The organism is Citrobacter sp. BIDMC107 (genome assembly GCF_001037575.1).
Lineage (GTDB): Bacteria > Pseudomonadota > Gammaproteobacteria > Enterobacterales > Enterobacteriaceae > Citrobacter > Citrobacter freundii.
This window is the reverse complement of the sequence record NZ_KQ089848.1, coordinates 1,072,702-1,095,815: the sequence shown is the minus strand read 5'-3', so window position 1 is coordinate 1,095,815 and position 23,114 is coordinate 1,072,702. Positions and strand designations below refer to the sequence as shown.

Below are 23,114 nucleotides of genomic sequence, written 5' to 3'. Positions count from 1 at the left end.
TAGCTATGTTTAATTATCTAAAATCAGGTTTTATCCTTTTACTGTTCTTATTTCCTGTTGCCAGTGTTCAGGCTGCCGGAGGCATTGCATTAGGCGCTACCCGTGTTATTTATCCAGCCGATGCCAAACAAACGTCACTGTCTATTAGCAATAGTGATACCAAAGAACGTTACCTGGTCAATTCATGGATTGAGAATAGCGCAGGTGTTAAAGAAAAATCGTTTGTGGTTACACCTCCGTTGTTTGTCAGCGAGCCCAAAAGCGAAAACACGTTGCGTATTATCTATGCAGGTGTTCCGTTGCCCAAAGATCGTGAGTCGCTGTTCTGGATGAACGTAAAAGCCATTCCGTCAGTCAATAAAAACAGCCTTGAGGGCAAAAACGTTCTGCAACTGGCGATTCTGTCCCGCATCAAGCTTTTCGTCCGTCCGAATAATTTGCCGCAAATCCCGGAAGATGCCCCGGGGATGCTGACGTTTTCCCGTTCAGGCAACCACCTGAAAATTAACAATCCGTCAGCGTATTACGTCACGTTGGTCAATCTCAACGTGGGGAAAACGAAGGTCGATAACGTGATGGTTGCACCGAAAAGCGATGCGCAGGTTCTGTTGCCAACAGGCGTGCAGGGCAACGTTACGTTCCAGACGGTCAATGATTATGGCGCTGTGACCCCGGCCCAAACGGTTAGCGTGCGTTGAGATAACGATGAATAAGACAACGTATTTTCCTGGCCTGTTTCCGGGGGTTACGCCACCGCTGGCGGGGGTGGCGTTGTCCACGCTGGCGGCGCTCTTTCCCTCTTTAAGCCATGGTGAAAGCTATTTTAATCCGGCCTTTTTATCTGCGGATACGGCAACCGTGGCGGATTTATCACGTTTTGAAAAAGGTAATCACCAGCCTGAAGGTGTTTATCGCGTGGATATCTGGCGCAATGATGAGTTTGTGGCTACTCAGGATATTCGTTTTACGACCAGCGCGGGAAAAGCCGGGGAGAAGTCCGGTGGGCTGATGCCGTGTTTTGGGCTCGACTGGGTGAAGCGCCTTGGCGTCAATATCGCCGCGTTTCCGGCACTCAGTAAGGATGCGAACGATACCTGCATCAATCTACCAGAGGCGATTCCAGGCAGCGAGATTGCGTTTGATTTTTCTACCCTGCGACTAAACGTCAGCCTGCCGCAGGCGTCGATGTTAAACAGCGCGCGTGGCTATATTCCACCGGAAGAGTGGGATGAAGGCATCCCGGCTGCGCTGGTTAACTACAGTTTCACCGGCAGCCGCGGGAGTGATACGGACAGCTATTTCTTAAGTATGCTCAGTGGCCTGAACTATGGTCCCTGGCGCTTGAGAAATAACGGCGCATGGAGCTATTCCAAAGGTGACGGGTATCACTCACAAAGCTGGAAAAACATCGGCACATGGCTTCAGCGCGCGATTATCCCGCTGAAGGGCGAGCTGGTGATGGGTGACAGCAACACCGGCAACGACGTTTTTGACAGCGTCGGATTTCGCGGGGCGCGGCTCTATTCCTCAGACAGTATGTATCCCGACAGCTTACAGGGCTACGCGCCTACCGTTCGCGGTATTGCGCGAACAGCGGCAAAGCTAACCATTCGTCAGAATGGCTATGTGATTTATCAAAGCTATGTTTCACCGGGCGCTTTCTCGATAACCGATCTCAACCCGACGTCATCCAGCGGTGACCTTGAGGTGACGGTGGACGAAAAGGACGGCAGCCAACAGCGCTATACGGTGCCGTACTCCACGGTTCCCTTGTTACAACGAGAAGGGCGTTTCAAATATGACGTGGTCGCAGGGGATTTTCGCAGCGGCAATAGCCAACAATCTTCTCCATTCTTTTTCCAGGGAACATTAATTGCTGGGTTACCAGAAGGCTACACCGCTTACGGCGGTACGCAGTTGGCCTCACGCTACACGGCGGTGGTTTTAGGCACCGGCCGAAACCTGGGGGACTGGGGGGCGGTTTCTGTCGATCTGACCCATGCCCGCAGCCAACTGGCGGATGACAGTACACACCAGGGGCAGTCATTGCGTTTTCTATATGCGAAATCGCTGAACAATTTTGGCACCAACTTTCAGTTGTTGGGATATCGCTACTCTACGCGTGGTTTCTATACCCTCGACGATGTGGCGTATCGCAGTATGGAAGGCTATGAGTACGAATACGACAGCGAGGGCAATCGCCACGATGTGCCCGATGTGAAGAGTTACCACAACCTGAGCTACAGCAAAAAGGGCCGTTTCCAGATAAACATTTCGCAGAATCTGGGGGATTACGGATCGCTGTATGTCTCGGGTAGTCAGCAAACGTACTGGAATACCTCAGACACCAATACCTGGTATCAACTGGGCTATGCCAGCGGCTGGCAAGGTATTAGCTATTCACTCTCCTGGTCGTGGAATGAATCGGTTGGCATCTCCGACACCGACCGTATTGTCGCGTTCAATATGTCAATACCGTTCAGCCTGCTGAGCGGACGGCGCTACTCGCGAGATAGCGCCTTCGATCGCACCTACGCCACCTTTAATGCTAACCGTAATAGCAATGGACAAAATAGCTGGCAGAGCGGGATCGGCGGTACGTTGCTGGATGGACGCAACCTGAGCTACAGCGTGAATCAGGGGCACAGCAGCACCAATGGCTACAGCGGAAACGCCAGTGCCAACTGGCAGGCGGCCTATGGCACGCTGGGCGTGGGATACAACTACGATCGCGATCAGCATGACTACAACTGGCAACTCTCTGGCGGCGTGGTGGGGCATGCGGATGGCATTACGCTCAGTCAGCCTCTGGGTGATACCAATGTGCTGATTAAAGCGCCTGGCGCACAGGGTGTGCGGATAGAAAACCAGACCGGCGTTCAAACCGACTGGCGTGGATACGCGGTGATGCCGTATGCCACCGTCTATCGCTATAACCGTGTCGCGTTAGACACCAACTCCATGAACAACAATACCGATGTGGAAAATAACGTCAGCAGCGTAGTACCAACGCAAGGGGCGCTGGTGCGAGCTGCGTTTGATACACGAATCGGTGTGCGGGCGCTGATTACCGCCAAACATGCCGGTAAACCCGTGCCGTTTGGCTCTATTGTGCGGGAAAACACCAGTGGCGTGACCAGTATGGTGGGCGAAGACGGGCAAATTTATCTCAGTGGTCTGCCGCTAAAAGGCGAGTTGCTGATCCAATGGGGGGAAGGCGCAAACGCTCGCTGCGTGGCGCGCTATGCCTTGCCTGAGGAGAGTCTGAAACAGGCGGTGACGCTCACGAACGTGACGTGCGAATCTCCAACGGCACGACAGGAATAATACGATGAAAAGACAAACGGGTTTGTTACTGGGAAGCGCTTTACTGCTGATGGCACATTCGTCATGGGCGACGGTCTGCCATAACTCGAATGGCACGCCAACGGATGTTTTTTACGATTTGTCGAATGTCTTTAACAGCAGCAACAACCAGCCGGGACAGGTGGTAACGTTACCGGAAAAATCGGGCTGGATTGGCGTGAATGCCACCTGTCCGGCCGGAACGTCGGTGAATTACACCTACCGAAGCTATGTCACTGAACTTCCGGTGCAAAGTACCGAGGGCGGTTTTCAGTATCTGAAGCTCAATGACTACCTGCTGGGAGCCATGAGCATCACCGACAGCTATGCCGGGTTGTTTTATCCTCCGCGTAATTATATCCGCATGGGGACTCACCCCAACGTATCGAAACAGCAGCCTTTTGGCGTAATGGATTCAAAGCTGGTGTTTAAACTCAAAGTGATCCGCTCGTTTATTAACATGGTTCCGATTCCGCGTCAGACGATGTTCAGCGTCTATGTCACGACCAGTACCGGAGATGCGCTAAGCACGCCGGTGTACACCATCAGCTACAGCGGTAAGGTGGAGGTTCCACAAAACTGTGAGGTGAACGCCGGGCAGATTGTTGAGTTTGATTTTGGCGATATTGGCGCATCGTTGTTTAGCAAGGCGGGGGCAGGAAACCGGCCCGAAGGCATTAATCCGCAGACCAAAACCGTGGCGATAAAATGCACCAACGTCGCCGCACAGGCCTACTTGACCATGCGTGTAGAGGCTGAGAAAGCCACCGGACAAATGATGGTTTCTGACAACCCGGATTTAGGTTTTATCGTCGCCGATAGCAGTGGTAACCCGCTGACGCCTAACAATTTGTCCAGCAATATCCCATTTCAATTGGATGATAACGCCGCAGCCAGGGTCGGTATTCGGGCATGGCCGGTCAGCGTGACGGGGAATAAACCTACCGAAGGGCCTTTTACGGCTCGTGGTTATCTGCGAGTGGATTATGACTAACAAGCAAACGCCATTCGCAGGGGCGCTTCTGGCGATGGTGTCCCTGCTAACATTCAGTTCGTTGGGCCATGCCTCCTCGTCGCTGGGGGAAATCAATATTGAGCTGCGTGGCAACGTGGTGGACTTTACCTGTGCGGTGATTGCCAGCGACAGCAATAAGTCGGTGGAGTTGGGGACCTGGCCGACAAAGCAGCTTCAGACCAGCGGAGATACCACTCAACCGGTCGCGTTTACGCTGAAGCTTGAAGGTTGCCCGCCGGGATCCGCATCGATAACGTTTTCCGGTACTCCGGCTCCGGGCACGACGCTGTTGGCGCTTGATGATGCGGTCATGGCACAAAAGGTGGCGATTGAACTGCACGACAGCGATCGTACGCGATTACCGCTCGAACAGGCGAGCCAGGCCGTGGGGATTGATGAGAACGGCAATGCCACGCTGACCTTTTTCGCCAACTATATCGCGTTAGCCGATGGAGTTCAGCCTGGCGTCGCCAGGGCTGATGCCACGTTTATGATTAACTATAATTAATCAATAAGCTGACAAAACGCTCCCGAACGACATCTCGCCGGGAGTGTTATTACATTAACTCATGCATTTTTGCATAATCGATCAGCTCAACGATGGTGTGCAACCCGAGCTTGGAGTAGATATTCGCCTTGTGAGCGCTAATCGTTTTATTGCTGAGTAACAACTGTTCAGCAATTTCCTTATTGGACAGACCGTTTGCCAGATAACGCAAAACCGTAACCTCGCGGTTAGAGAGCGGCATGTCATTCAGCACACCTTTTTGTGCGTTTATATTGTTAATGAAATTAAGGGTGTCCGACGGGAAAAAAGAATATCCCGATAAAATCATTTTTACTGCATTGTAGATATCATTGAGATCCTTTCGTTTACTGACAAAACCATTTGCACCGGCCCGGATAGCACGCCCGGCATAAAAAGACTCCGATTTGGAAGAGAGAAACAGCACCCGAGTTTTCTCCTGCAGAGACTTTATTCTCTTGAGTAATGTAAATCCATCCGAACCAGGTAGTTCAATATCCAGGATGACAAGATCGACCGGGTATGTGCGCAGGTGTTCTATTGCCGTACGGCTGTCGTCGGTTTTCAATACTACCTGAATATTACTGTTTTTCTCGAGTAGCACTTCTATCGACATTCTGACAATAGGGTGTTCGTCCATAATGATAACGGATGCTGGTTTCATTGTTGTATGCCTCAAACTGTTTGCGTATCTTGCGAATTTGATAAAACATCAGGCGTTATAATATTGTCAAATAGCCAAGAATTGTTCTGCGGGAAAACCGAATAAATATTATTTCATCCTTGTTTATTCGGTTGTTCTTCTGCAGAACAATGAATTTGTGGAAAATCCATTTCACACCGGGAAAACTAACAATTAATCAGGAAACTGTGGGGATTATACCTGCTCTGTTCTTTCGGAAAAGACTTACAACATCCCGGTTGTTAATGTCAGTTAGGATATTCTGAAAGATCCAGATGTGTTAATGACTATTGGTAGTATTTATCTGCAGTTCGAATTATGGCAGATTGAAAATTTTTTTTAAATAGTAAAAACGATACAATAAACCAATTGTTTAGGTTTTGTTAAGACTGCAATTAGGCTTTTTTATATTGAAATGCACAGAATCAGTAAGGTTAAGTGTGACAGTGGCACCAGGCATAATACCAGGAATAGTTGTAAATATTAAATATTTGTAAAAATTAGATCTTTTTTCTTATTCAAGAATAAGTAGTTTCCTAAAAAATCTTATCGCACATAGGGTTATGGTGTTAAATTAAATGAAGAGAGGTAACGTTGAGGCGGTGTATCAGATGCAAAAAGCGTTGTCTGCTGGGTAACCCCAGGCGCGTAATCAATTGGTTCAGTCGATAGATGATACGGTGGTAGGGTTGTGTTTGTAACAATGCAATCTTTTTTAAGGAGTTACCTTGTAAAAGTAAGGCAATCATCTCCCAATCGAGCTGATTTATGCGTCTGGAATGAATATAGTCAGGAACCGGCGATAATAAGGCGTGACGCACCTCCGGAAGGCGTAAATTGCGTGATAGGATATAAAATGGACCGGATAGTGAAATAAAGGTAGTCAGGTCTTCATCACGACTGGAAAGCATTATGAAGATCTGGATTTCATTACGCTGCCTAATTAGCTGGCGCAAACGTTCAAGTATATCGAAATAGGGGAGTGTTAAGCTTTCTATGTCAATCACTAACTGGCTAATTACTGGTTCTTGCATGCTGGGTAAGGCCGACTCAACGCTCTGGAAGACCGCCGTACGTGTGCCTGAGAATAAATGTCGACTTAACGCGTAGGCCAGGTAGTAGTCTGTTGTAATTATCGCCTGAGATATAGTGTCGTCCGGTAATGTGTATTCGAGTTTTTGCGCCAGATACTCGAGCCGGTCAAATACTTGTGAGGTACAGTGGGGATATTGCCAGGTACAGTTAGTGTTTCGTATGCGGCGATAGCGGTCCCGGCGTTTTGCGCTGTGCATCCTTTTCCATTCCATTTCTGTTGCGGCAGGTCTGGATAAATTGCTGACTATAAACATCCCTGACCCAAATTTTTGCCAGCGTAAAGGTCAATGTCCTTGTGCCGTTGGGTTTCAGTACTTCAACAATCATCAGACTGGCAATTGCGTATCCCATCAGAATAATCTGCCGGAAGTTTTCTGATGTCTTACTCAATGCCCAAAAGATCGTTTTATCCAGTTCAACCTCTCTCTGATATTAGATAAAATATTACCGGGTGTGTCTTTCTGTTACCCCGGAAATAGTATGGCTGGATTATTCTGGCAGGCAGAGGATAGGTACAGTAGGAGTCGATACTTAATCGAGGATGAGATATTTCTCAATAAAAATTAGGCAGAGATACCCCGTCTAATTTTGTAGAAAATTCAGATGGGCGCGGATGTATCTTAAGAATTGCTGATCGTTTTTCACATGCAGCTTTTTCATTATGCCGCGGCGGGTCGCTTTGGCCTGAAGATCGCTTATTGAGAGTAAGTGAGCCGTTTCGGCTAAGGTATATCCGCTGGCGAGAAACATTAAGAACTTGCGTTCGTCGACAGAAAAGTTGCGGGTAGTGCAGTAATGGCAGATAGTTGCAGGCACGTTGCTGCGCAGCGCACGTTTTTGCAGGATGGGGACTAATTTTTTAGTCATTTCCTCAACGTCATCTTCCCGATAGATCAGCGGCAACATGTACAGGCAGGGCCGGAACATCAGCTTATCTTTATCATTTCTGTTGCAGATGACAACCCGGTGTTGGCGGCGGGTATGGATCGGAATCTGATAGCAATCGGCGCTGAGCCAATCTTCATCCAGGGAGATAAATGCGATGTCAGCGCGATCGATATTCTCGACAGGTAAAAAGCAGATCTCCTGATGCCACTGATTTGACAGATGGGAGATGATGATTTTCAGTCCATGTTCGAAGTGACTGTTTTCTTCCTTGATGGCGATACTTAACATTAAAGAGTTCCTGAACCACTGGAGGGGTAAGGGAATGTTAAGCAAAATCATAAATATTCTAAATACATGTATCCTTAAATCTGGCGTTTCGTGGGCTGAGTTGTTACCAGGTGATTTCCTGGATACCCTTGAACAAGCAGAAAAAATCAACATTCGTACACTTCGCCAGCAACTGAAATAAAAGGCATTGACTCAGCAGGCGCTGACCGTATAATTCACGCGTTTCATCTGCATGAAGTAATCACTTCGCAATGCGCCCTTAGCTCAGTTGGATAGAGCAACGGCCTTCTAAGCCGTAGGTCGTAGGTTCGAATCCTACAGGGCGTACCATTCAAAGTTAGTCCCTATGCTCAGCTTCAACGCACCGTTACGCGCGGGACGGTTTTTCTGCTTCCAGCCAACGTTCTACCTCATAAAGACTTTGTTGGATCTCCTCTCTGAGTGAAAAATCACCCAACGGCTGCTGTTCAAGTGCTGCACACATCGTGCTGGCTGAGCGCATTCCCATGCTGGCGCAGCTGCTTTTGAGCTGATGTGCCAGACGTTTTATCTGCTCGCGCTCATTTAAATCTCGCGCCGTGTCAATTTCATCTAATAAAGGAAGGGTGTGTTGCTTAAAGAGCGCTAACCATTCGTGCACCTTTTGCCATCCCATGACCTGGATATCCCCAGCCAATTGCTGAAAATCTAAACGTTTGTTGTCATTGTCTGATGCAAGCGGGAGAGACTCGTTGGCGTGCAGATAATGCGTAATAAGTCGACTGAGTTCATCCCGGGGAACCGGTTTTTGAATAATGCCGAGAAACAGGGTACTGGTTCTTTGGTTAAGCGTTTCGTCGATGACGTGTGCGCTAAAGCCGATCAGGTTAAGTGCCGGATAGTCGTGGGCTAACTGCTGCGCCAGCGTGATCCCGTCGATATCAGGAAGATCGAAATCAACCAGAGCAGCATTAAAGCTGGCATCTTCCCGCAACAGGCTTAACGCCTCCTCGGCACAGTCGACAGCGGTGACCTGTGCGCCATTGAGAGTGAGCATTTCTGTGCTGATGCGCTGCGTAAGAGGATTATCCTCGATAAGCAATAAGCGTAAGCCCTGTAACGATATGGAGCGTTGTGCGGGTTTAATGACGGGCATCGTGGTTGCCCGCAATGGCAGACGTAGCTGGAAACAACTCCCGACGCCGGGTGTGCTGGTAACGCTTAGCTCTCCCTGCATTGCCTTGGCGAGACTGGCGCTGATGGTGAGTCCGAGCCCGGTTCCTCCGCGTTTACCGCTTACCTGAACGAACGGCTGAAAAATATCGTGCTGACGGGCAGGGTCAATTCCGCATCCCGTATCCTCAACCTCAACATACCAGTCCTGATCTTCACGCCGACTACGCAGGATAATGTGTCCTCGATCGGTAAAGCGTAGTGCGTTGTTTAATAAGTTAGTAATGATTTGCCGGATACGGCGCGGATCGCCACGCAGGGAAGCGGGAACGTCATCGGCAAAATCCGCAACCAGCACGACCGGGCGACCGCTAACGCGGCTGTTCATGAGTTGAAGCGTACTTTCCAGCAAGGGTTTGGGTTCAAAAGGCTCATCGCCTATCGCCACATTCTTTCCACCGGCTTCGATGGCGGAATAGTCGAGGATATCGTTGAGGATGGTCAGCAGAGACTCGCCCGAGTCGGTGATTGCGCGTAGATTTTCCCGATGCTGTGCCAGGGCTGGATTGTCTGAGAGCAACTGCGCAGTGCCGAGGATACCATACAACGGAGTGCGTATTTCATGACTCATGGCGGCAAGAAACGCCGATTTTGCCTGGTTAGCTTTTTCAGCTTCTGCACGGGCCTGCCGGTGTTCAGATACCATAGAATGCAGCTCGGCGGTGCGAGCTTTAACCTGTGCGGCCAGATGTTTGCGATGGTTATTGAGGGCGTGAACGCTACTGCGAAAGGCATCCATCAACCGCCCGATGGTATCCAGCTCGCGAACGCCTGCGGTTTCCGGAAAGGGGGAGTCAATATCCCCCTCAAGTAGACGCTGCAACGCCTGGGTTTGCTGTGCCAGTGGGCGTGTGACTGAGCGATAAACCACACGCCAAAGTATAAGAATCAGCAAACATAATGACACGCCACCTAACAGCAGCAGCAAGTGTTGCCCGCGCTGGCTGGCCTGTTTGAGATGCGCGAGTCCGCTTTGATTGCGTTGGCCGATGATTTCCACCAACTGGCTGACTTCGCTACTGAAACGGGTAAATTGTTCGATATTATTCTGCGATAAGATCTGCAATTGGGTCGTGAAGTCATTATCCTGGCGATACAGGGACAGCAGCTCAATATAACGGCTAATCGTATTGACGGTGTCGGCCACCTGAGTGCGCACCACTGGATCTTCAATACGTATTTGTCGGCGGTGAAGCACTCTGACGGCGGCATTCAACTGGCTTTCCAGCGCAGCCAGGTTATTCTGCGCCTGGTTATTCCCCAGATTCATCACCATTTGCTGCACGCGTAGCGCGCTCAGGCGCAGCTCATTCATCTGGTTATAATATTCCAGATCGATATCGATGAGCCTGTCCAACGCGTGTTCAGCCGCTTGCCCCTGATGACTCTCAATTAAATCATAAATGCTTGCCTGCGTGGCGCCCGCCGAGGTAGCTGCATTGCTGGCCTGGCTGCGCGCCATTTCGGCAACGTCAGCGGTGGCCTCAATAATTTGCTGGCTAAGTTGTTGCTGTTGAGCGCGTAATTTCAGGCGTTCGCCAACCATCTCCCCCTGATGGCTTAACGACTGGGCGATCTCTTTTTCCTGTTGTTCTATGGCCGAAGTATCAAAGCCCTGTTCACGAAGAGTTTTGAGTAATGTGGTTATTTTCAGACTCTGGGCGGTTAGCATTCTCCCCTGAGCCAGCCACATATTTTCATTGTCTGCGGTGGTCAGATTTTGTGCGGAAAACAGTTCCCAGGCACTGGCCTCGCTGAGCTGGCGCGCCATATCCATGGTTGGAATTAGCGCCTGGGTATTGGCCTGCTCAACTTGGCTGACAAAACGCAGGTTATACCAGCCTGTCAGCGTACTGATAAGAGTCAGTGCCGCCATCAGCGCAAAGCCTATCCACAGTCGTTTGGTCAGAGATAAATTCACTGTCTGGTCGCCACAGATTAAAAAGGTTGAGTCCAAAAGAGGAAAGCAACTAGGATAAAGCCTTATCAATGTTGAGGCTATCATGCGCGTATTGGTTTTCCTGCTTATCACACTTTTTCCCGGCTTAAGTCACGCGGCCGGGTCTGCACTGCTGCGCTGGCAGGATACCCGGCAGTCAGTCTCGGTGCCGCAGACGGACGTTACTGCAAGCAAAGTCTGGAAACTGTGCGCGTTGTATCCCAGCCTGAAGGATTCCTACTGGCTTTCAGTGAATTACGGCATGCTTGAGGCGGCAAAAAAATATGGAGTAAGCCTGAAGGTGTTTGAGGCGGGAGGGTATCGTCAGTTCACCACGCAAAAAACACAAATCGCCCAGTGCCAGCAGTGGGGCGCGGATGCCATTTTATTGGGCAGCAGCACAACGACTTTTCCGGATTTGCAGGCGCAGGTTGGTACGTTGCCGGTCATTGAGGTAGTGAATGCGATACACGATCCGACGGTGAAAGCCCGGGTCGGAGTTCCATGGTTCCAGATGGGTTACCAGCCAGGCCACTATCTGGTTAAGTGGAGCGCGGGAAAACCGTTAAAGGTCTTATTATTGCCCGGACCTGATGACGCCGGAGGCAGCCGCGAAATGGTGGCAGGATTCCGTCAGGCGATTGCCGGTAGTCAGGTGCACATCGTGGATGTGGCGTTGGGGGATAATGATATTGAAGTTCAGCGCAACCTGTTACAAGAGATGCTTGAACGTCACCCGGATGTCGATGTGGTTGCCGGTACAGCAATTGCTGCGGAGGCAGCGATGGGAGAGAAGCGGAATCAGGGGACGCCGCTAACCGTTGTCTCTTTTTACCTGTCGCATCAGGTTTATCGCGGACTTAAACGCGAAAGAATCATTATGGCTGCCAGCGATCAAATGGTCTGGCAAGGTGAACTGGCGATTCAACAGGCTATCAGAGTATTACAAGGGCAACCGGTGCGGGAAAATATCAGTCCGCCGATCCTGGTGCTCACCCCGAAAAATGCCGACAGCCAGCATGTTCAGCGCTCACTTTCTCCTGGCGGGTTCCGTCCGGTTTATCTGTATCAGTACACGTCGGCCGCTAAAAAATAACCTTCGCCGTGCTGCGTCACCAGTAAATCAGCCCGTAGCTTATGGCGCAAACGGCGGATCAATACATCCACGGTGCGTAAGTCTGGATTGTCTACCCGTCGTGCCGAAAGCATACGCAGTAAACGTTCGCGGCTGAGAATTTCCCCCGGATTGGTGACAAAGGCGACCAGCATTTCATACTCGGCGCGGGTGAGTTTGATCGTCTCATCGCCCAGCTCCAGGGTATGCCGGGAGACATTCAGACAGTATCCGGCAAACTGATAGCAGTTATCTTTGGTCTCCGGCTGTGCCTGGCGGGCAAGATCGATACGCCAGAGCAAATTTTTAACCCGAACCACCAGTTCACGTAGCTCCAGCGGCTTGGTGACATAATCATCAGCACCCATTTCCAGGCCAACGATCCGGTCAATTTGATCGCTACGACCCGTCACCAGAATGATCCCTACCGTTGAGCGTTCGCGCAGGGCACGGGTCAGCATTAAGCCATTTTCGTCCGGGAGATTGATATCCAACAGAATAAGATCGACAGGATGTTGTGACATGATTTCACGTAGGCCTGTAGCGCTGGCGGTGACCGAGACGTGGTAACCCTCCTGTTCAAAGTATGCCTGTAACCTCGCCTGGGTGACGGGTTCATCTTCAACAATTACAATGTGATGCGACATCCTGATGGCGTGCTCTTTCTGTTCATATCTGTTCACATTGTGCCGTAAGTCATTCATCCTGACCAGTGTTGCTGTTCACATTTGAGAAATAAGATCCTCTGTAACTAAACCATAAAATTACAGGGGCTATTATGCGGAAACTATGGAGGGCGCTGCTCAGACCGAGCGCACGTTGGTCAGTGTTGGCGCTGGTCGTTATCGGGATTGTGGTCGGTATTGCGCTGATCGTCTTGCCGCACGTTGGTATTAAATTAACCAGTTCTACCGAGTTTTGCGTGAGCTGCCACAGTATGCAGCCGGTTTACGAAGAATATAAACAGTCTGCGCATTTTCAGAATGCCTCCGGGGTACGCGCAGAATGTCATGACTGCCACATTCCATCCGATATTCCAGGCATGGTGAAACGTAAGCTGGAGGCCAGCAACGATATTTACCAAACCTTTGTTGCCCACTCTATTGATACTCCAGAAAAATTCGAAGCCAAACGCGCTGAGCTGGCGGAGCGCGAATGGACGCGAATGAAGGAGAACAACTCCGCGACCTGTCGTTCTTGTCATGACTATGATGCGATGGACCACGCTAAACAGCATCCTGAAGCTGCGCGCCAGATGAAGATTGCGGCCAAGGACAACCAATCCTGTATCGACTGCCATAAAGGAATCGCGCACCAGCTTCCCGATATGAGCAGCGGTTTCCGTAAGCAGTTTGACCAGTTACGCGCCAATGCAAACGATGATGGCGAGACGCTCTACTCTCTGGACATCAAACCTATTTATGCCGCCAAAGGTGATAAAGAACCTGCAGGCTCACTGCTGCCCGCTTCTGAAGTGAAAGTGTTAAAGCGTGACGGTGACTGGCTGCAAATTGAAATTGTGGGCTGGACCGAGAGTAATGGGCGTCAGCGCGTGTTGGCGCAACTGCCGGGCAAGCGCATTTTTGTGGCTTCCATTCGTGGCGACATCCAGCAGCACGTGAAGACGCTGGAGCAAACCACCGTTGCGGAAACGAATACACCATGGAGTAAATTGCAGGCCACCGCCTGGATGCAGAAGGGCGATATGGTCAACGACATCAAACCTATCTGGGCTTATGCCGACTCGCTCTATAACGGAACCTGTAACCAATGCCACGGCGCGCCAGAGAAAGAGCACTTTGATGCTAACGGTTGGATTGGCACGTTGAACGGCATGATTGGCTTTACCAGTCTGGATAAACGTGAAGAACGTACCTTACTGAAATATTTGCAGATGAATGCCTCTGACACTACGGATAAGCCGCATGGCGATAAGGGAGAAAGCAATGAAAAATAACGATCTCTTTCAGGCATCTCGCCGACGTTTTCTAATGCAGTTGGGGGGCTTGACCGTAGCTGGTATGTTAGGGCCTTCGCTGCTCACGCCGCGTAGCGCTAACGCCGCAGAAGTCCAGGGCACTGGTGTCAAAGAGGGGATTCTGACCGGTTCTCACTGGGGGGCTATCCGTGCCACCGTGGTTGATGGTCGTTTTATTGAGGCCAAACCGTTTGAGCATGATAAATACCCGTCAAAAATGATCGCCGGACTCCCGGATCACGTACACGGTGGGGCGCGTATTCGCTACCCGATGGTCCGCGTGGACTGGTTGCGTAAGCGCCATCAGAGCGATACCACTCAGCGCGGAGATAACCGTTTTGTACGCGTTTCGTGGGATGAAGCGCTGGACTTCTTCTACCAGGAGCTGGAACGCATTCAGAAGACCTATGGTCCGAGCGCGCTGCTGACTGCCAGCGGCTGGCAATCGACCGGGATGTTCCACAATGCTTCCGGGATGCTGGCACGTGCCATTGCGCTGCATGGCAACAGCGTGAGTACCGGGGGAGACTATTCCACCGGCGCCGCTCAGGTCATTCTGCCGCGCGTGGTAGGGTCAATGGAGGTATATGAGCAGCAGACCTCCTGGCCGCTGGTACTAGAAAACAGCAAAACCATTGTGCTGTGGGGTTCTGATCTCATCAAAAACCAGCAGGCGAACTGGTGGTGTCCGGATCATGATGTCTACGAATACTACGAGCAACTGAAGGATAAAGTGGCGCGGGGTGAGATTTCGGTCATCAGCGTTGACCCGGTCGTCACCTCAACGCATGACTATCTGGGCCGCGACAAGGTTAAGCACATCGCCGTGAACCCGCAGGCTGATGTGCCGCTACAGCTGGCGTTGGCACACACGCTGTATACCGAGAAGCTCTACGATAAGCATTTCCTCGATAACTACTGCGTTGGGTTTGAGCAATTTCTGCCTTATCTGCTGGGCGAAAGTGACGGACAGCCTAAAGATGCCCAGTGGGCGGAAAAAATCTGCGGAATTGATGCAGATACGATTCGTGAACTGGCGCGGCAGATGGCGGGCGGCAGAACGCAAATTATTGCCGGCTGGTGCGTGCAGCGTATGCAGCATGGGGAACAGTGGGCGTGGATGATCGTGGTGCTAGCCTCGATGCTCGGACAAATCGGTTTACCCGGCGGCGGCTTTGGCTTTGGCTGGCATTACAACGGTGCGGGCACCCCGGGGCGTAAAGGGATTATCCTGAGCGGTTTTTCTGGCTCCACCACCGTGCCTCCTGTGCATGACAGCACCGATTATAAGGGCTACAGCAGTACTATTCCGATCGCGCGTTTTATCGATGCGATTCTGGAGCCGGGCAAAAACATTAACTGGAACGGCAAAACCGTTAAGTTACCGCCGCTGAAGATGTGCGTTTTTGCCGGGACCAACCCTTTCCATCGTCACCAGCAGATTAATCGCATTATTGAGGGATGGCGTAAGCTGGAAACCGTCATCGCCATCGATAATCAGTGGACGTCGACCTGTCGATTCGCCGACATCGTATTGCCGGCGACGACCCAGTTTGAACGTAACGATCTTGACCAATATGGCAACCACTCCAACCGCGGAATTATCGCCATGAAGCAGTTGGTGCAGCCGCAGTTTGAAGCGCGTAATGATTTCGATATTTTCCGCGATCTTTGCCGCCGCTTTAACCGTGAAGAAGCGTTCACTGAAGGGCTGGATGAGATGGGCTGGTTGAAGCGCATCTGGCAGGAAGGAAGCCAGCAAGGGAAAGGACGCGGTGTTCATCTTCCGGCCTTCGACGTTTTCTGGAATCAGCAAGAGTACGTTGAATTCGAACATCCGCAGATGTTTGTTCGTCATCAGGCCTTCCGCGAAGATCCCGACCTTGAACCGTTGGGGACGCCAAGCGGTTTGATCGAGATATATTCGAAAACCATTGCCGATATGCAATATGACGATTGCCAGGGGCATCCGATGTGGTTCGAGAAAATCGAACGTTCACACGGTGGGCCAGGGTCGCAACGTTGGCCGCTGCATCTGCAATCCGTCCACCCGGATTTCCGTCTGCATTCACAGCTCTGCGAGTCCGAAGCGTTGCGTAAGCATTACGCGGTAGGTGGCAAAGAGCCGGTGTTTATTAACCCACAGGATGCCAACGCCAGGGGCATTCGCAACGGCGATATAGTTCGTGTATTTAACGCTCGTGGACAAGTGCTGGCCGGGGCGGTTGTCTCCGATCTCTACTCGCCGGGCGTGGCGCGCATCCATGAAGGTGCCTGGTACGACCCTGATAACGGTGGAGAAACCGGAGCGCTGTGTAAATACGGCAATCCGAACGTGTTAACGATAGATATCGGCACGTCTCAGCTGGCGCAGGCAACCAGCGCCCATACTACGCTGGTGGAAATTGAGAAGTATACCGGCAAGGTGGATAACGTGACGGCGTTCAGTGGCCCGATAAAAATGGTGGCGCAGTGTGAATATGTCCCGGCTGAGCAGGTGAAGTCATGATGAAAGACACCTCCCTGACAAAAGAACAAATGGCCTGCGTGTACGCCTGGCTGGCGCAGTTGTTTTCCCGGGAGCGTGACGATGAAAGCCTGGGGCTTTTGCAGTCCAGCGAAATGGCTGAGTGGTTCGCGGTGCTCAAAGGCGAGCCGCTGCTTGAGGCGCAGGTCCTTCTGCTGGAGGCGAAAATTGCCGCGCTCAAGGTGCGGGAAGACGCCACCCTGGAACTGGCGGCTGATTTTTGCAGCCTGTTCCTGATGTCGGATAAACACGCGGCGTTACCCTATGCATCGGCTCATCTTGAAGGAGGGCCAAACTATGGGGTCATTAAACAACTATTATCTGATGCGGACATGCAGGTAAGCGATACGTTTAGCGAGTCAGCCGATCATCTGGCAATTTTTATCGAACTGCTGAGCCATCTGCATTTTTCCCTGGCAGAGGCAGGACCGCGTCATCAGCAGGTTGATGCGTTGCGCAGAGAAACGCTGGCAGGGCTGTTACGCTGGTTGCCGGAGTTCACCACTAAATGCTGTCGGTATGATGACTTTGGTTTTTACGGCGCGCTAAGTCAGCTGTTGCTGGCTTTGGTCAGACTGGATAATCAGCGCTGAGAGCAGCACATCCGGCGGTAATGAATCTGTTGCCTCCGTCGTATTGCTACGTTCACCTTATGTTTTTCACTTCTCTGAAACGATACTGTCTGTGAACGTGTTAAGGGTACTATCGCCGTACCCTTAACAATCCCGGCTCCCGGCGGGAAAATTGTTGCTGCGCAATACCCTCCGCTTATTCCTTCAGGCTACCGGGCCGGGCGCGAGGCAACGTCCCTGTAAAACGCGCCCTGAACCCGCATCCCTGCGGGTTCTCCCGGCCTTACGGAAACACGTCGGCAATTTTCAGCCGGACCAGTCCACACTTGACCTCCTGCGCTTTTATTTGAAAATCGCTGAACAGCAAAACAGATTTAACTGGAAATTAGGGCGTTGAAGCGATGACCTCGCTATGGTCGTTCCACTCCCAGTTATTTCCATGGTCTTTCATCTTCGTGAACTGAATGGCATTAGCACATTCGCTCCCGTTTTAACCCTATCACCGTACAACCAGCACCGGACATTTCGCGTGGCGTACCACGGCTGCTGCCGTTGAACCCAGCAGATAAGTGCTAAAACCGGGTTTATGTGAGGCGATGACAATAAGCTCGGCGTCTACTGATTCTGCCAGTTTGAGGATCTGATCCTTTGGCGGGCCGTAAACGACATGAGTTTGACTCCTGCCTGCAGGAATATTGAACTGCTTAATAATCTCTTCGAGTTTTTCGCTGGCCTTGGCCTGCAGGCCACTTCTGTCCGGGAATTCGGTAGAGTAGGCTAGCCCCAGCGAGGCATAGAACGGAACGGTAGGAATAACGGCTAAAAAGTGAACCTTCGCGGTTTTGGCATGCGCCTGAACCTGTGGAACAACATGGCGAGTTAAATCGGTTTCAGAGATATCAATGGGCACCAGAATTGAGCGATACATATTCACTACCTCCTGTTTGTTTACCTCTACTCTGAGTGTAGCGAAAGTTGTCTTTGTATAATAAGTGACCAGATCAAGGTTACGTGCATAAATGTGCGTCAATGAAATGTGTGTGTCGCATGTCTGGCCGTATATGTATATGTGAGCAAAACTGTAAGACAGGTATCTTCATTAATACGTGTAATCAAAAAACAGAAAAGGGTTCTTTTTTATGTGTTTTCATTATATATTTAATTATATAACGATTGTCACCAAAGGATTAATTTCAGCAGCTTTTAATCTTTATCAAACTTTTATTCTGATGTTTGTGTAATTAATAGTTAATCAAACTTTATGTTTGGTTTAAAATTCTAATTTTAAACGAAATTTGATATTTACATTTCGTTCTCATTAATTATGCGAGCCCCTTCAAACTTACCCGTTGGCTGATTCTTATTTCTCTCTTCGCTTGATGAATATCAATAAGTAGCTGCTTTAGTATATTTATTGTCTACCTCTAAAATAAAACTATCATATGGACGATGCTGCTGTGCATTGTTCTTGGTGCAGTTATTGTTTTGGCAGGGCAATGGACATTGCACAAAACCTCGAGCACGGAATTTTGTTTGTCGTGCCATACGATGCAGGCACCTTACGAGGAATATACCGGCTCGGTTCACTTCCAGAATCAGAAAGGCATTCGCGCAGAGTGCGCGGACTGTCATATCCCGGAGGGCGGGCTGGATTATCTGGTGGCTAAGCTGCGGGCCTCAAAAGATGTTTATCACCAGTTCATAACCAAAAAAATCGATACCCCGGAAAAATTTGAAGAACATCGTCTGGAGATGGCGCAAACCGTCTGGGCACAGCTCAAGGCGAGTGATTCTGCGACCTGCCGTAGCTGCCACAGTATGGACGCCATGGATCTTGCTGCACAAAGCGCGGATGCCCAGAAGATGCACAAAATGGGCATCGCGGAAAAGCAAACCTGTATTGATTGCCATAAAGGCGTCGCCCATTTCCCACCTGAAATAAAAATGGATGACAGTGCGCTTAAAGGGCTTGAAGCGCAGTCAGCCTCTACTCCAGCCTCGGCAACTGAGCTTTATGCCGTAAGCAATACCGCGCTTGGCGATCTGGGAACCGTTTACCCGGCAACAAAAATGCAGGTTCTGAAAACAACGGACAACGCACGACTGGTCGAGATTCGCGGTAGCCAGATGCAAGGAAGTGAACAGGTTATTTACTACGCAGCAGGGCAGCGTTTGATTCTTGCCAGCCTGAGTGAAAAAGGTCAGCAGTCGCTGAAGATCCTCTCCGACTGGAAAAAAGATGACTACGGCAATGCGTGGCGAGATGTCGTGCTGCAGGGCGAATGGAGCGGTTCCGCTCTCGCCAGCCGCGAACCCATGTGGGATTACGCACGCAAACTCGACAATGTGTACTGCGCGGGTTGTCATGCGCCAATTCCGGCGAATCATTTCACGCTCAACGCCTGGCCTTCTGTGGCAAAAGGGATGGGTGCTCGTACCAATATCAGTGAAAACGAACTGGATATCCTGAGCCGTTACTTCCAGTACAACGCGAAAGACATGAACAAATAAGCGATAAATCAGGAGAAATCATGAAACTCACAAGACGTGACTTTATCAAGACGGCTGGCGCGGCAACCGGGACAATGGCGATTTCTTCGGTGATCCCAATGCCGGCCTGGGCCGAAGGCCAGAATGGCGGGGCAATCCTGACGGCAGCACGTTGGGGTGCGGTATACGTGGAAGTAAAAGACGGCAAAGTGGTTTCCTCAAAAGGTGCGTTGCCGAAAACGGTGCCGAACTCATTACAGCAAACCGCGCCGGATCAGGTTCATACCAATATCCGCGTTAAGTATCCGATGGTGCGCAAAAGCTATCTGGAAAACCCGGGTAAAGCGGATGGTAAACGTGGTAACGATCCTTTCGTGCGTGTGAGTTGGGAACAAGCGCTGAAGCTCATTCACGAGCAGCATAGCCGGATCCGTAGCAGCTATGGCCCGTCCTCAATATTTGCCGGTTCCTATGGCTGGCGCTCCAGCGGCGTTCTGCATAAGGCGCAAACCCTACTGCAACGCTATATGAGCATGGCCGGTGGCTACGCCGGTCATACCGGAGATTATTCAACCGGGGCCGCGCAGGTGATCATGCCTTACGTTGTGGGATCGGTTGAAGTCTATGAGCAGCAAACCACCTGGCCGATGGTGCTAGAGCACAGTCAGGTCGTGGTGCTGTGGGGGATGAACCCGCTCAATACCCTCAAAATTGCCTGGAGCAGCACGGATGAACAGGGGATTGAATACTTTAATCTGCTGAAAAAATCAGGGAAAAGCGTCATCGCCATTGATCCGATGCGTTCTGAAACCATCGAGTTCTTTGGTGATAATGCGACCTGGATTGCGCCACATATGGGGACCGATGTGGCGATGATGTTAGGGATCGCCCACACGCTGGTGAAGAAAAATCTTCACGACAAAGCCTTCCTGGAAAAATACACCACTGGATATCCGCAGTTTGAAGAGTACCTGCTCGGCAAGAGCGACAAAATTGAGAAAACCGCCGAGTGGGCATCTGGCGTGTGTGGCGTGCCTGCTGAGCAACTGGAAAAACTGGCGGAAATTTTCTCCAGCAACAAAACCATGCTCATGGCAGGCTGGGGGATTCAGCGTCAGCAATACGGTGAGCAAAAACACTGGATGCTGGTGACTCTGGCGGCGATGCTGGGGCAAATTGGTACCGAAGGCGGTGGTTTCGGGTTCTCTTATCACTATTCTAACGGCGGTAACCCAACACGCACCGGTGGGGTATTGCCAGCAATTTCCGCCAAAATTGAGGGGGGATCATCTGCGGGCAACGACTGGGCGGTTTCCGATGCGGTGACCAGCCTGCCGGTAGCGCGAATTGTCGAGGCGCTGGAAAACCCAGGCGGCAAATATCAGCATAACGGTAAAGAGCAAACCTTCCCGGATATCAAAATGATCTGGTGGGCGGGTGGCGCTAACTTTACCCATCATCAGGATACCAACCGCTTAATCAAAGCCTGGCAGAAGCCTGAACTGGTTGTCATCTCTGAGTGTTACTGGACCGCAGCGGCCAAACACGCCGATATCGTTCTGCCAATCACCACCTCGTTTGAGCGTAATGATCTGACCATGACCGGTGATTACAGTAACCAGCATCTGGTGCCTATGAAGCAGGTCATCGCGCCGCAGTTTGAGGCGCGTAGTGATTTTGACGTATTTGCCGATCTGGCTGAGATGCTCAAGCCGGGTGGTAAGGCGGTCTACACCGAAGGCAAAGACGAAATGGCGTGGCTGAAGCAGTTCTATGACGTCGCGCAAAAAGCCGCCCGCGCCCAGCGTGTCGCCATGCCTCAGTTCAACGCGTTCTGGCAGCAGAATAAACTGATCGAAATGCGTGAGAATGAAAAGAATAACAAATATGTGCGCTACGCGGATTTCCGCAGCGATCCGGTGATGAATGCGCTGGGAACGCCGAGCGGCAAGATAGAAATCTACTCGAAAACGATTGAAGGCTATCAGTATAAAGACTGTCCGCCGCATGCGTCCTGGATTGAACCGGATGAATGGAAAGGAACTGCGGATAAAGATCAGCTGCAGCTACTGACGGCGCACCCGGCACATCGTCTGCATAGTCAGCTGAACTACGCGTCGCTGCGTAAAGAATACGCGATTGCCAATCGTGAACCGGTGACGATTCATCCAGATGACGCGAAAGCCAGAGGGATTGTCGAGGGCGATCTGGTTCGTGTATGGAATGCTCGCGGACAGGTTCTGGTGGGGGCGCACGTCAGCGACGGTATCAAACCGGGAATCATCTGTATCCATGAAGGCGCATGGCCGGATATTGAAAACGGTATCTGTAAAAATGGCGGCGCGAACGTGCTGACGGCGGATATCCCAACCTCACGGCTGGCGAATGGCTGTGCGGGGAATACCAGCCTGGTATATGCAGAAAAATTCACCGGTGAAGCGCCAAAACTCACAGTCTTTGATGAGCCAGCAATTGTCACCATGTAATGATGATGGCTGATAAACGGGGGCCGTAAGGCTCCCGTTTTTTATTACTGTTTGGGCAACGTTTTACTGTTGTTACTCAGCCAGTTCAATCACATCTCCCGTTGCCGGTGCATCAGTTCCCGGTAGCCACAATCGACCCCATGAACCAGTGCAATGACAGCCGAGCAGTTTTTCGGGTTGTTGTTGCTTAATAAATTGTCGGGTCCGCCATAGCTTAGCGGGGGAGGCTGCACGTAAATGAAACCCACCGACCAGGGCATAAATTTGGTTAACCCCTGTGATTATCTGGCAATGGCGTACGATGTTCTCTATTCCCCGATGCCCGCAACCAGTAATGATGACTAACCCGCGTTCAGATTTATAGATCAACACGCCTTCGTCACTGATGTAATCTGGTTGGAGTGTTTTTTCGCTAATCACACCATAGGACTGTGGCGTGGGGACGCTAATTTCCCCGGACCACAAAAAGCGATCGCTGATAGCCAGCGGCTCGCGAGTGTATTCCATGATGAATCGAGAGTAGTTGTTATCACGCGAGAGTTTTTTAATTTTTCGTGGTGTTCCCGCAACCGTAACTGAGGCGTATCGTTCACAGGCTATTTGGGGATGGCAAATGATACGGCTGTTATCCGCAAGCCACGGCACGCCGCCGCAGTGATCGTAATGGCCGTGCGACAGCACCACGGCGGTTAAGTGCGTCAGGTCCACGCCCATTTGTGCAGCGTTATGCATGAAGCTGCCATCCGGCCCGGTATCAAACAATATTGTGGTCGTTTCATCCTGAACTAACAGACTTAATCCAGGCTTTGCCAGTAATGTTTTTCCAGCGCCAGCAGCACGTCGGTTTTCAAGCAGCACCGTGAGGGTCAAAGCCATGTCTGACTCCAGTATTAAAACGGCATACTGTAATGCATGGCTTTTGAGAGTGTTGTGATCGCAGCGCTCTTTAGCGGTATC

18 protein-coding genes and 1 tRNA gene are annotated in these 23,114 nt (G+C 50.9%); 11 read left to right on the top strand and 8 right to left on the bottom strand.

Features of this window, described 5'->3' with window-relative positions; genetic code table 11:
- Positions 1–5: 5 nt before the first annotated feature.
- Genes fimC through sfmF form a run of 4 tightly spaced genes read left to right on the top strand, consistent with a single transcriptional unit; the run spans position 6 to position 4,868 of the window.
- Entirely contained in the window at positions 6–698 is a 693-nt protein-coding gene (fimC, locus tag SK39_RS05200; protein ID WP_003835750.1) for a type 1 fimbria chaperone FimC, read from the top strand.
- Between the two features lie 7 nt (positions 699–705).
- Positions 706–3,327, top strand: coding sequence for a fimbrial biogenesis usher protein (locus SK39_RS05195; RefSeq protein ID WP_048216730.1), 2,622 nt, complete (start codon positions 706–708; stop codon positions 3,325–3,327).
- A gap of 4 nt (positions 3,328–3,331) precedes the next feature.
- The gene (gene fimH, locus SK39_RS05190) at positions 3,332–4,339 is read left to right on the top strand and encodes a type 1 fimbria D-mannose specific adhesin FimH (RefSeq protein WP_044712796.1); all 1,008 of its coding nucleotides are present in this window, start codon (positions 3,332–3,334) and stop codon (positions 4,337–4,339) included.
- Positions 4,340–4,373: 34 nt separating this feature from the next.
- Positions 4,374–4,868 (top strand): fimbria assembly protein, encoded by a 495-nt coding sequence (sfmF, locus tag SK39_RS05185; RefSeq protein WP_085951539.1) that lies wholly within the window; start codon positions 4,374–4,376, stop codon positions 4,866–4,868.
- Positions 4,869–4,917: 49 nt separating this feature from the next.
- Here the strand turns inward: sfmF and fimZ are convergent, their stop codons facing one another.
- From fimZ to fimW, 4 genes are all read right to left on the bottom strand, one after another.
- Positions 4,918–5,550, bottom strand: a complete 633-nt coding sequence (fimZ, locus tag SK39_RS05180) for a fimbria biosynthesis transcriptional regulator FimZ (protein WP_003021902.1) — start codon at positions 5,548–5,550, stop codon at positions 4,918–4,920.
- Positions 5,551–6,137: 587 nt separating this feature from the next.
- Complete coding sequence (fimY, locus tag SK39_RS05175) at positions 6,138–6,860, bottom strand: fimbria biosynthesis regulator FimY (protein ID WP_048216729.1); 723 nt, start codon at positions 6,858–6,860, stop codon at positions 6,138–6,140.
- The gene (locus tag SK39_RS27365) at positions 6,811–7,053 is read right to left on the bottom strand and encodes a hypothetical protein (RefSeq protein ID WP_127674341.1); all 243 of its coding nucleotides are present in this window, start codon (positions 7,051–7,053) and stop codon (positions 6,811–6,813) included. The genes fimY and SK39_RS27365 overlap by 50 nt, the downstream gene beginning before the upstream one ends.
- 192 nt (positions 7,054–7,245) lie before the next feature.
- On the bottom strand, positions 7,246–7,839 hold the full coding sequence (gene fimW / locus SK39_RS05170) for a fimbria biosynthesis transcriptional regulator FimW (protein WP_048216728.1): 594 nt from the start codon (positions 7,837–7,839) through the stop codon (positions 7,246–7,248).
- A gap of 253 nt (positions 7,840–8,092) precedes the next feature.
- Between fimW and SK39_RS05165 the strand changes: the two genes are divergently transcribed.
- Positions 8,093–8,169: transfer RNA gene (locus SK39_RS05165), tRNA-Arg, on the top strand.
- A gap of 37 nt (positions 8,170–8,206) precedes the next feature.
- Here SK39_RS05165 and torS read toward each other — a convergent pair.
- Positions 8,207–10,972 carry a TMAO reductase system sensor histidine kinase/response regulator TorS gene (gene torS / locus SK39_RS05160; protein ID WP_075261948.1) on the bottom strand — a complete coding sequence of 922 codons (2,766 nt, stop codon included), beginning with the start codon at positions 10,970–10,972 and terminating at the stop codon, positions 8,207–8,209.
- Between the two features lie 82 nt (positions 10,973–11,054).
- Here torS and torT point away from each other — a divergent pair, with 82 nt between their 5' ends.
- The gene (gene torT / locus SK39_RS05155; RefSeq protein ID WP_044699462.1) at positions 11,055–12,086 is read left to right on the top strand and encodes a TMAO reductase system periplasmic protein TorT; all 1,032 of its coding nucleotides are present in this window, start codon (positions 11,055–11,057) and stop codon (positions 12,084–12,086) included.
- On the opposite strand, the gene torR is transcribed toward torT, so the two are convergent.
- The gene (torR, locus tag SK39_RS05150; RefSeq protein ID WP_003021912.1) at positions 12,059–12,751 is read right to left on the bottom strand and encodes a two-component system response regulator TorR; all 693 of its coding nucleotides are present in this window, start codon (positions 12,749–12,751) and stop codon (positions 12,059–12,061) included. The two genes, torT and torR, sit on opposite strands and share 28 nt — an antisense overlap.
- Positions 12,752–12,882: 131 nt before the next feature.
- Here torR and torC point away from each other — a divergent pair, with 131 nt between their 5' ends.
- Genes torC through torD form a run of 3 tightly spaced genes read left to right on the top strand, consistent with a single transcriptional unit; the run spans position 12,883 to position 17,202 of the window.
- Entirely contained in the window at positions 12,883–14,061 is a 1,179-nt protein-coding gene (gene torC / locus SK39_RS05145; RefSeq protein ID WP_003835737.1) for a pentaheme c-type cytochrome TorC, read from the top strand.
- Positions 14,051–16,591 (top strand): trimethylamine-N-oxide reductase TorA, encoded by a 2,541-nt coding sequence (gene torA, locus SK39_RS05140; protein WP_048216727.1) that lies wholly within the window; start codon positions 14,051–14,053, stop codon positions 16,589–16,591. Before torC ends, torA begins: the two co-directional genes overlap by 11 nt.
- Positions 16,588–17,202, top strand: coding sequence for a molecular chaperone TorD (gene torD / locus SK39_RS05135; RefSeq protein WP_048216726.1), 615 nt, complete (start codon positions 16,588–16,590; stop codon positions 17,200–17,202). The genes torA and torD overlap by 4 nt, the downstream gene beginning before the upstream one ends.
- A 478-nt stretch (positions 17,203–17,680) precedes the next feature.
- Here torD and uspF read toward each other — a convergent pair whose 3' ends face one another.
- Positions 17,681–18,109, bottom strand: coding sequence for a universal stress protein UspF (gene uspF, locus SK39_RS05130; RefSeq protein WP_003835732.1), 429 nt, complete (start codon positions 18,107–18,109; stop codon positions 17,681–17,683).
- 509 nt (positions 18,110–18,618) lie between these two features.
- On the opposite strand from uspF, the gene SK39_RS05125 reads away from it, so the two are divergent.
- Entirely contained in the window at positions 18,619–19,692 is a 1,074-nt protein-coding gene (locus SK39_RS05125; RefSeq protein WP_200080450.1) for a NapC/NirT family cytochrome c, read from the top strand.
- Positions 19,693–19,712: 20 nt separating this feature from the next.
- The gene (locus SK39_RS05120) at positions 19,713–22,157 is read left to right on the top strand and encodes a trimethylamine-N-oxide reductase 2 (protein ID WP_003021928.1); all 2,445 of its coding nucleotides are present in this window, start codon (positions 19,713–19,715) and stop codon (positions 22,155–22,157) included.
- Between the two features lie 72 nt (positions 22,158–22,229).
- Here SK39_RS05120 and SK39_RS05115 read toward each other — a convergent pair whose 3' ends face one another.
- On the bottom strand, positions 22,230–23,033 hold the full coding sequence (locus SK39_RS05115; RefSeq protein ID WP_048216724.1) for an MBL fold metallo-hydrolase: 804 nt from the start codon (positions 23,031–23,033) through the stop codon (positions 22,230–22,232).
- Positions 23,034–23,114 lie beyond the last annotated feature (81 nt).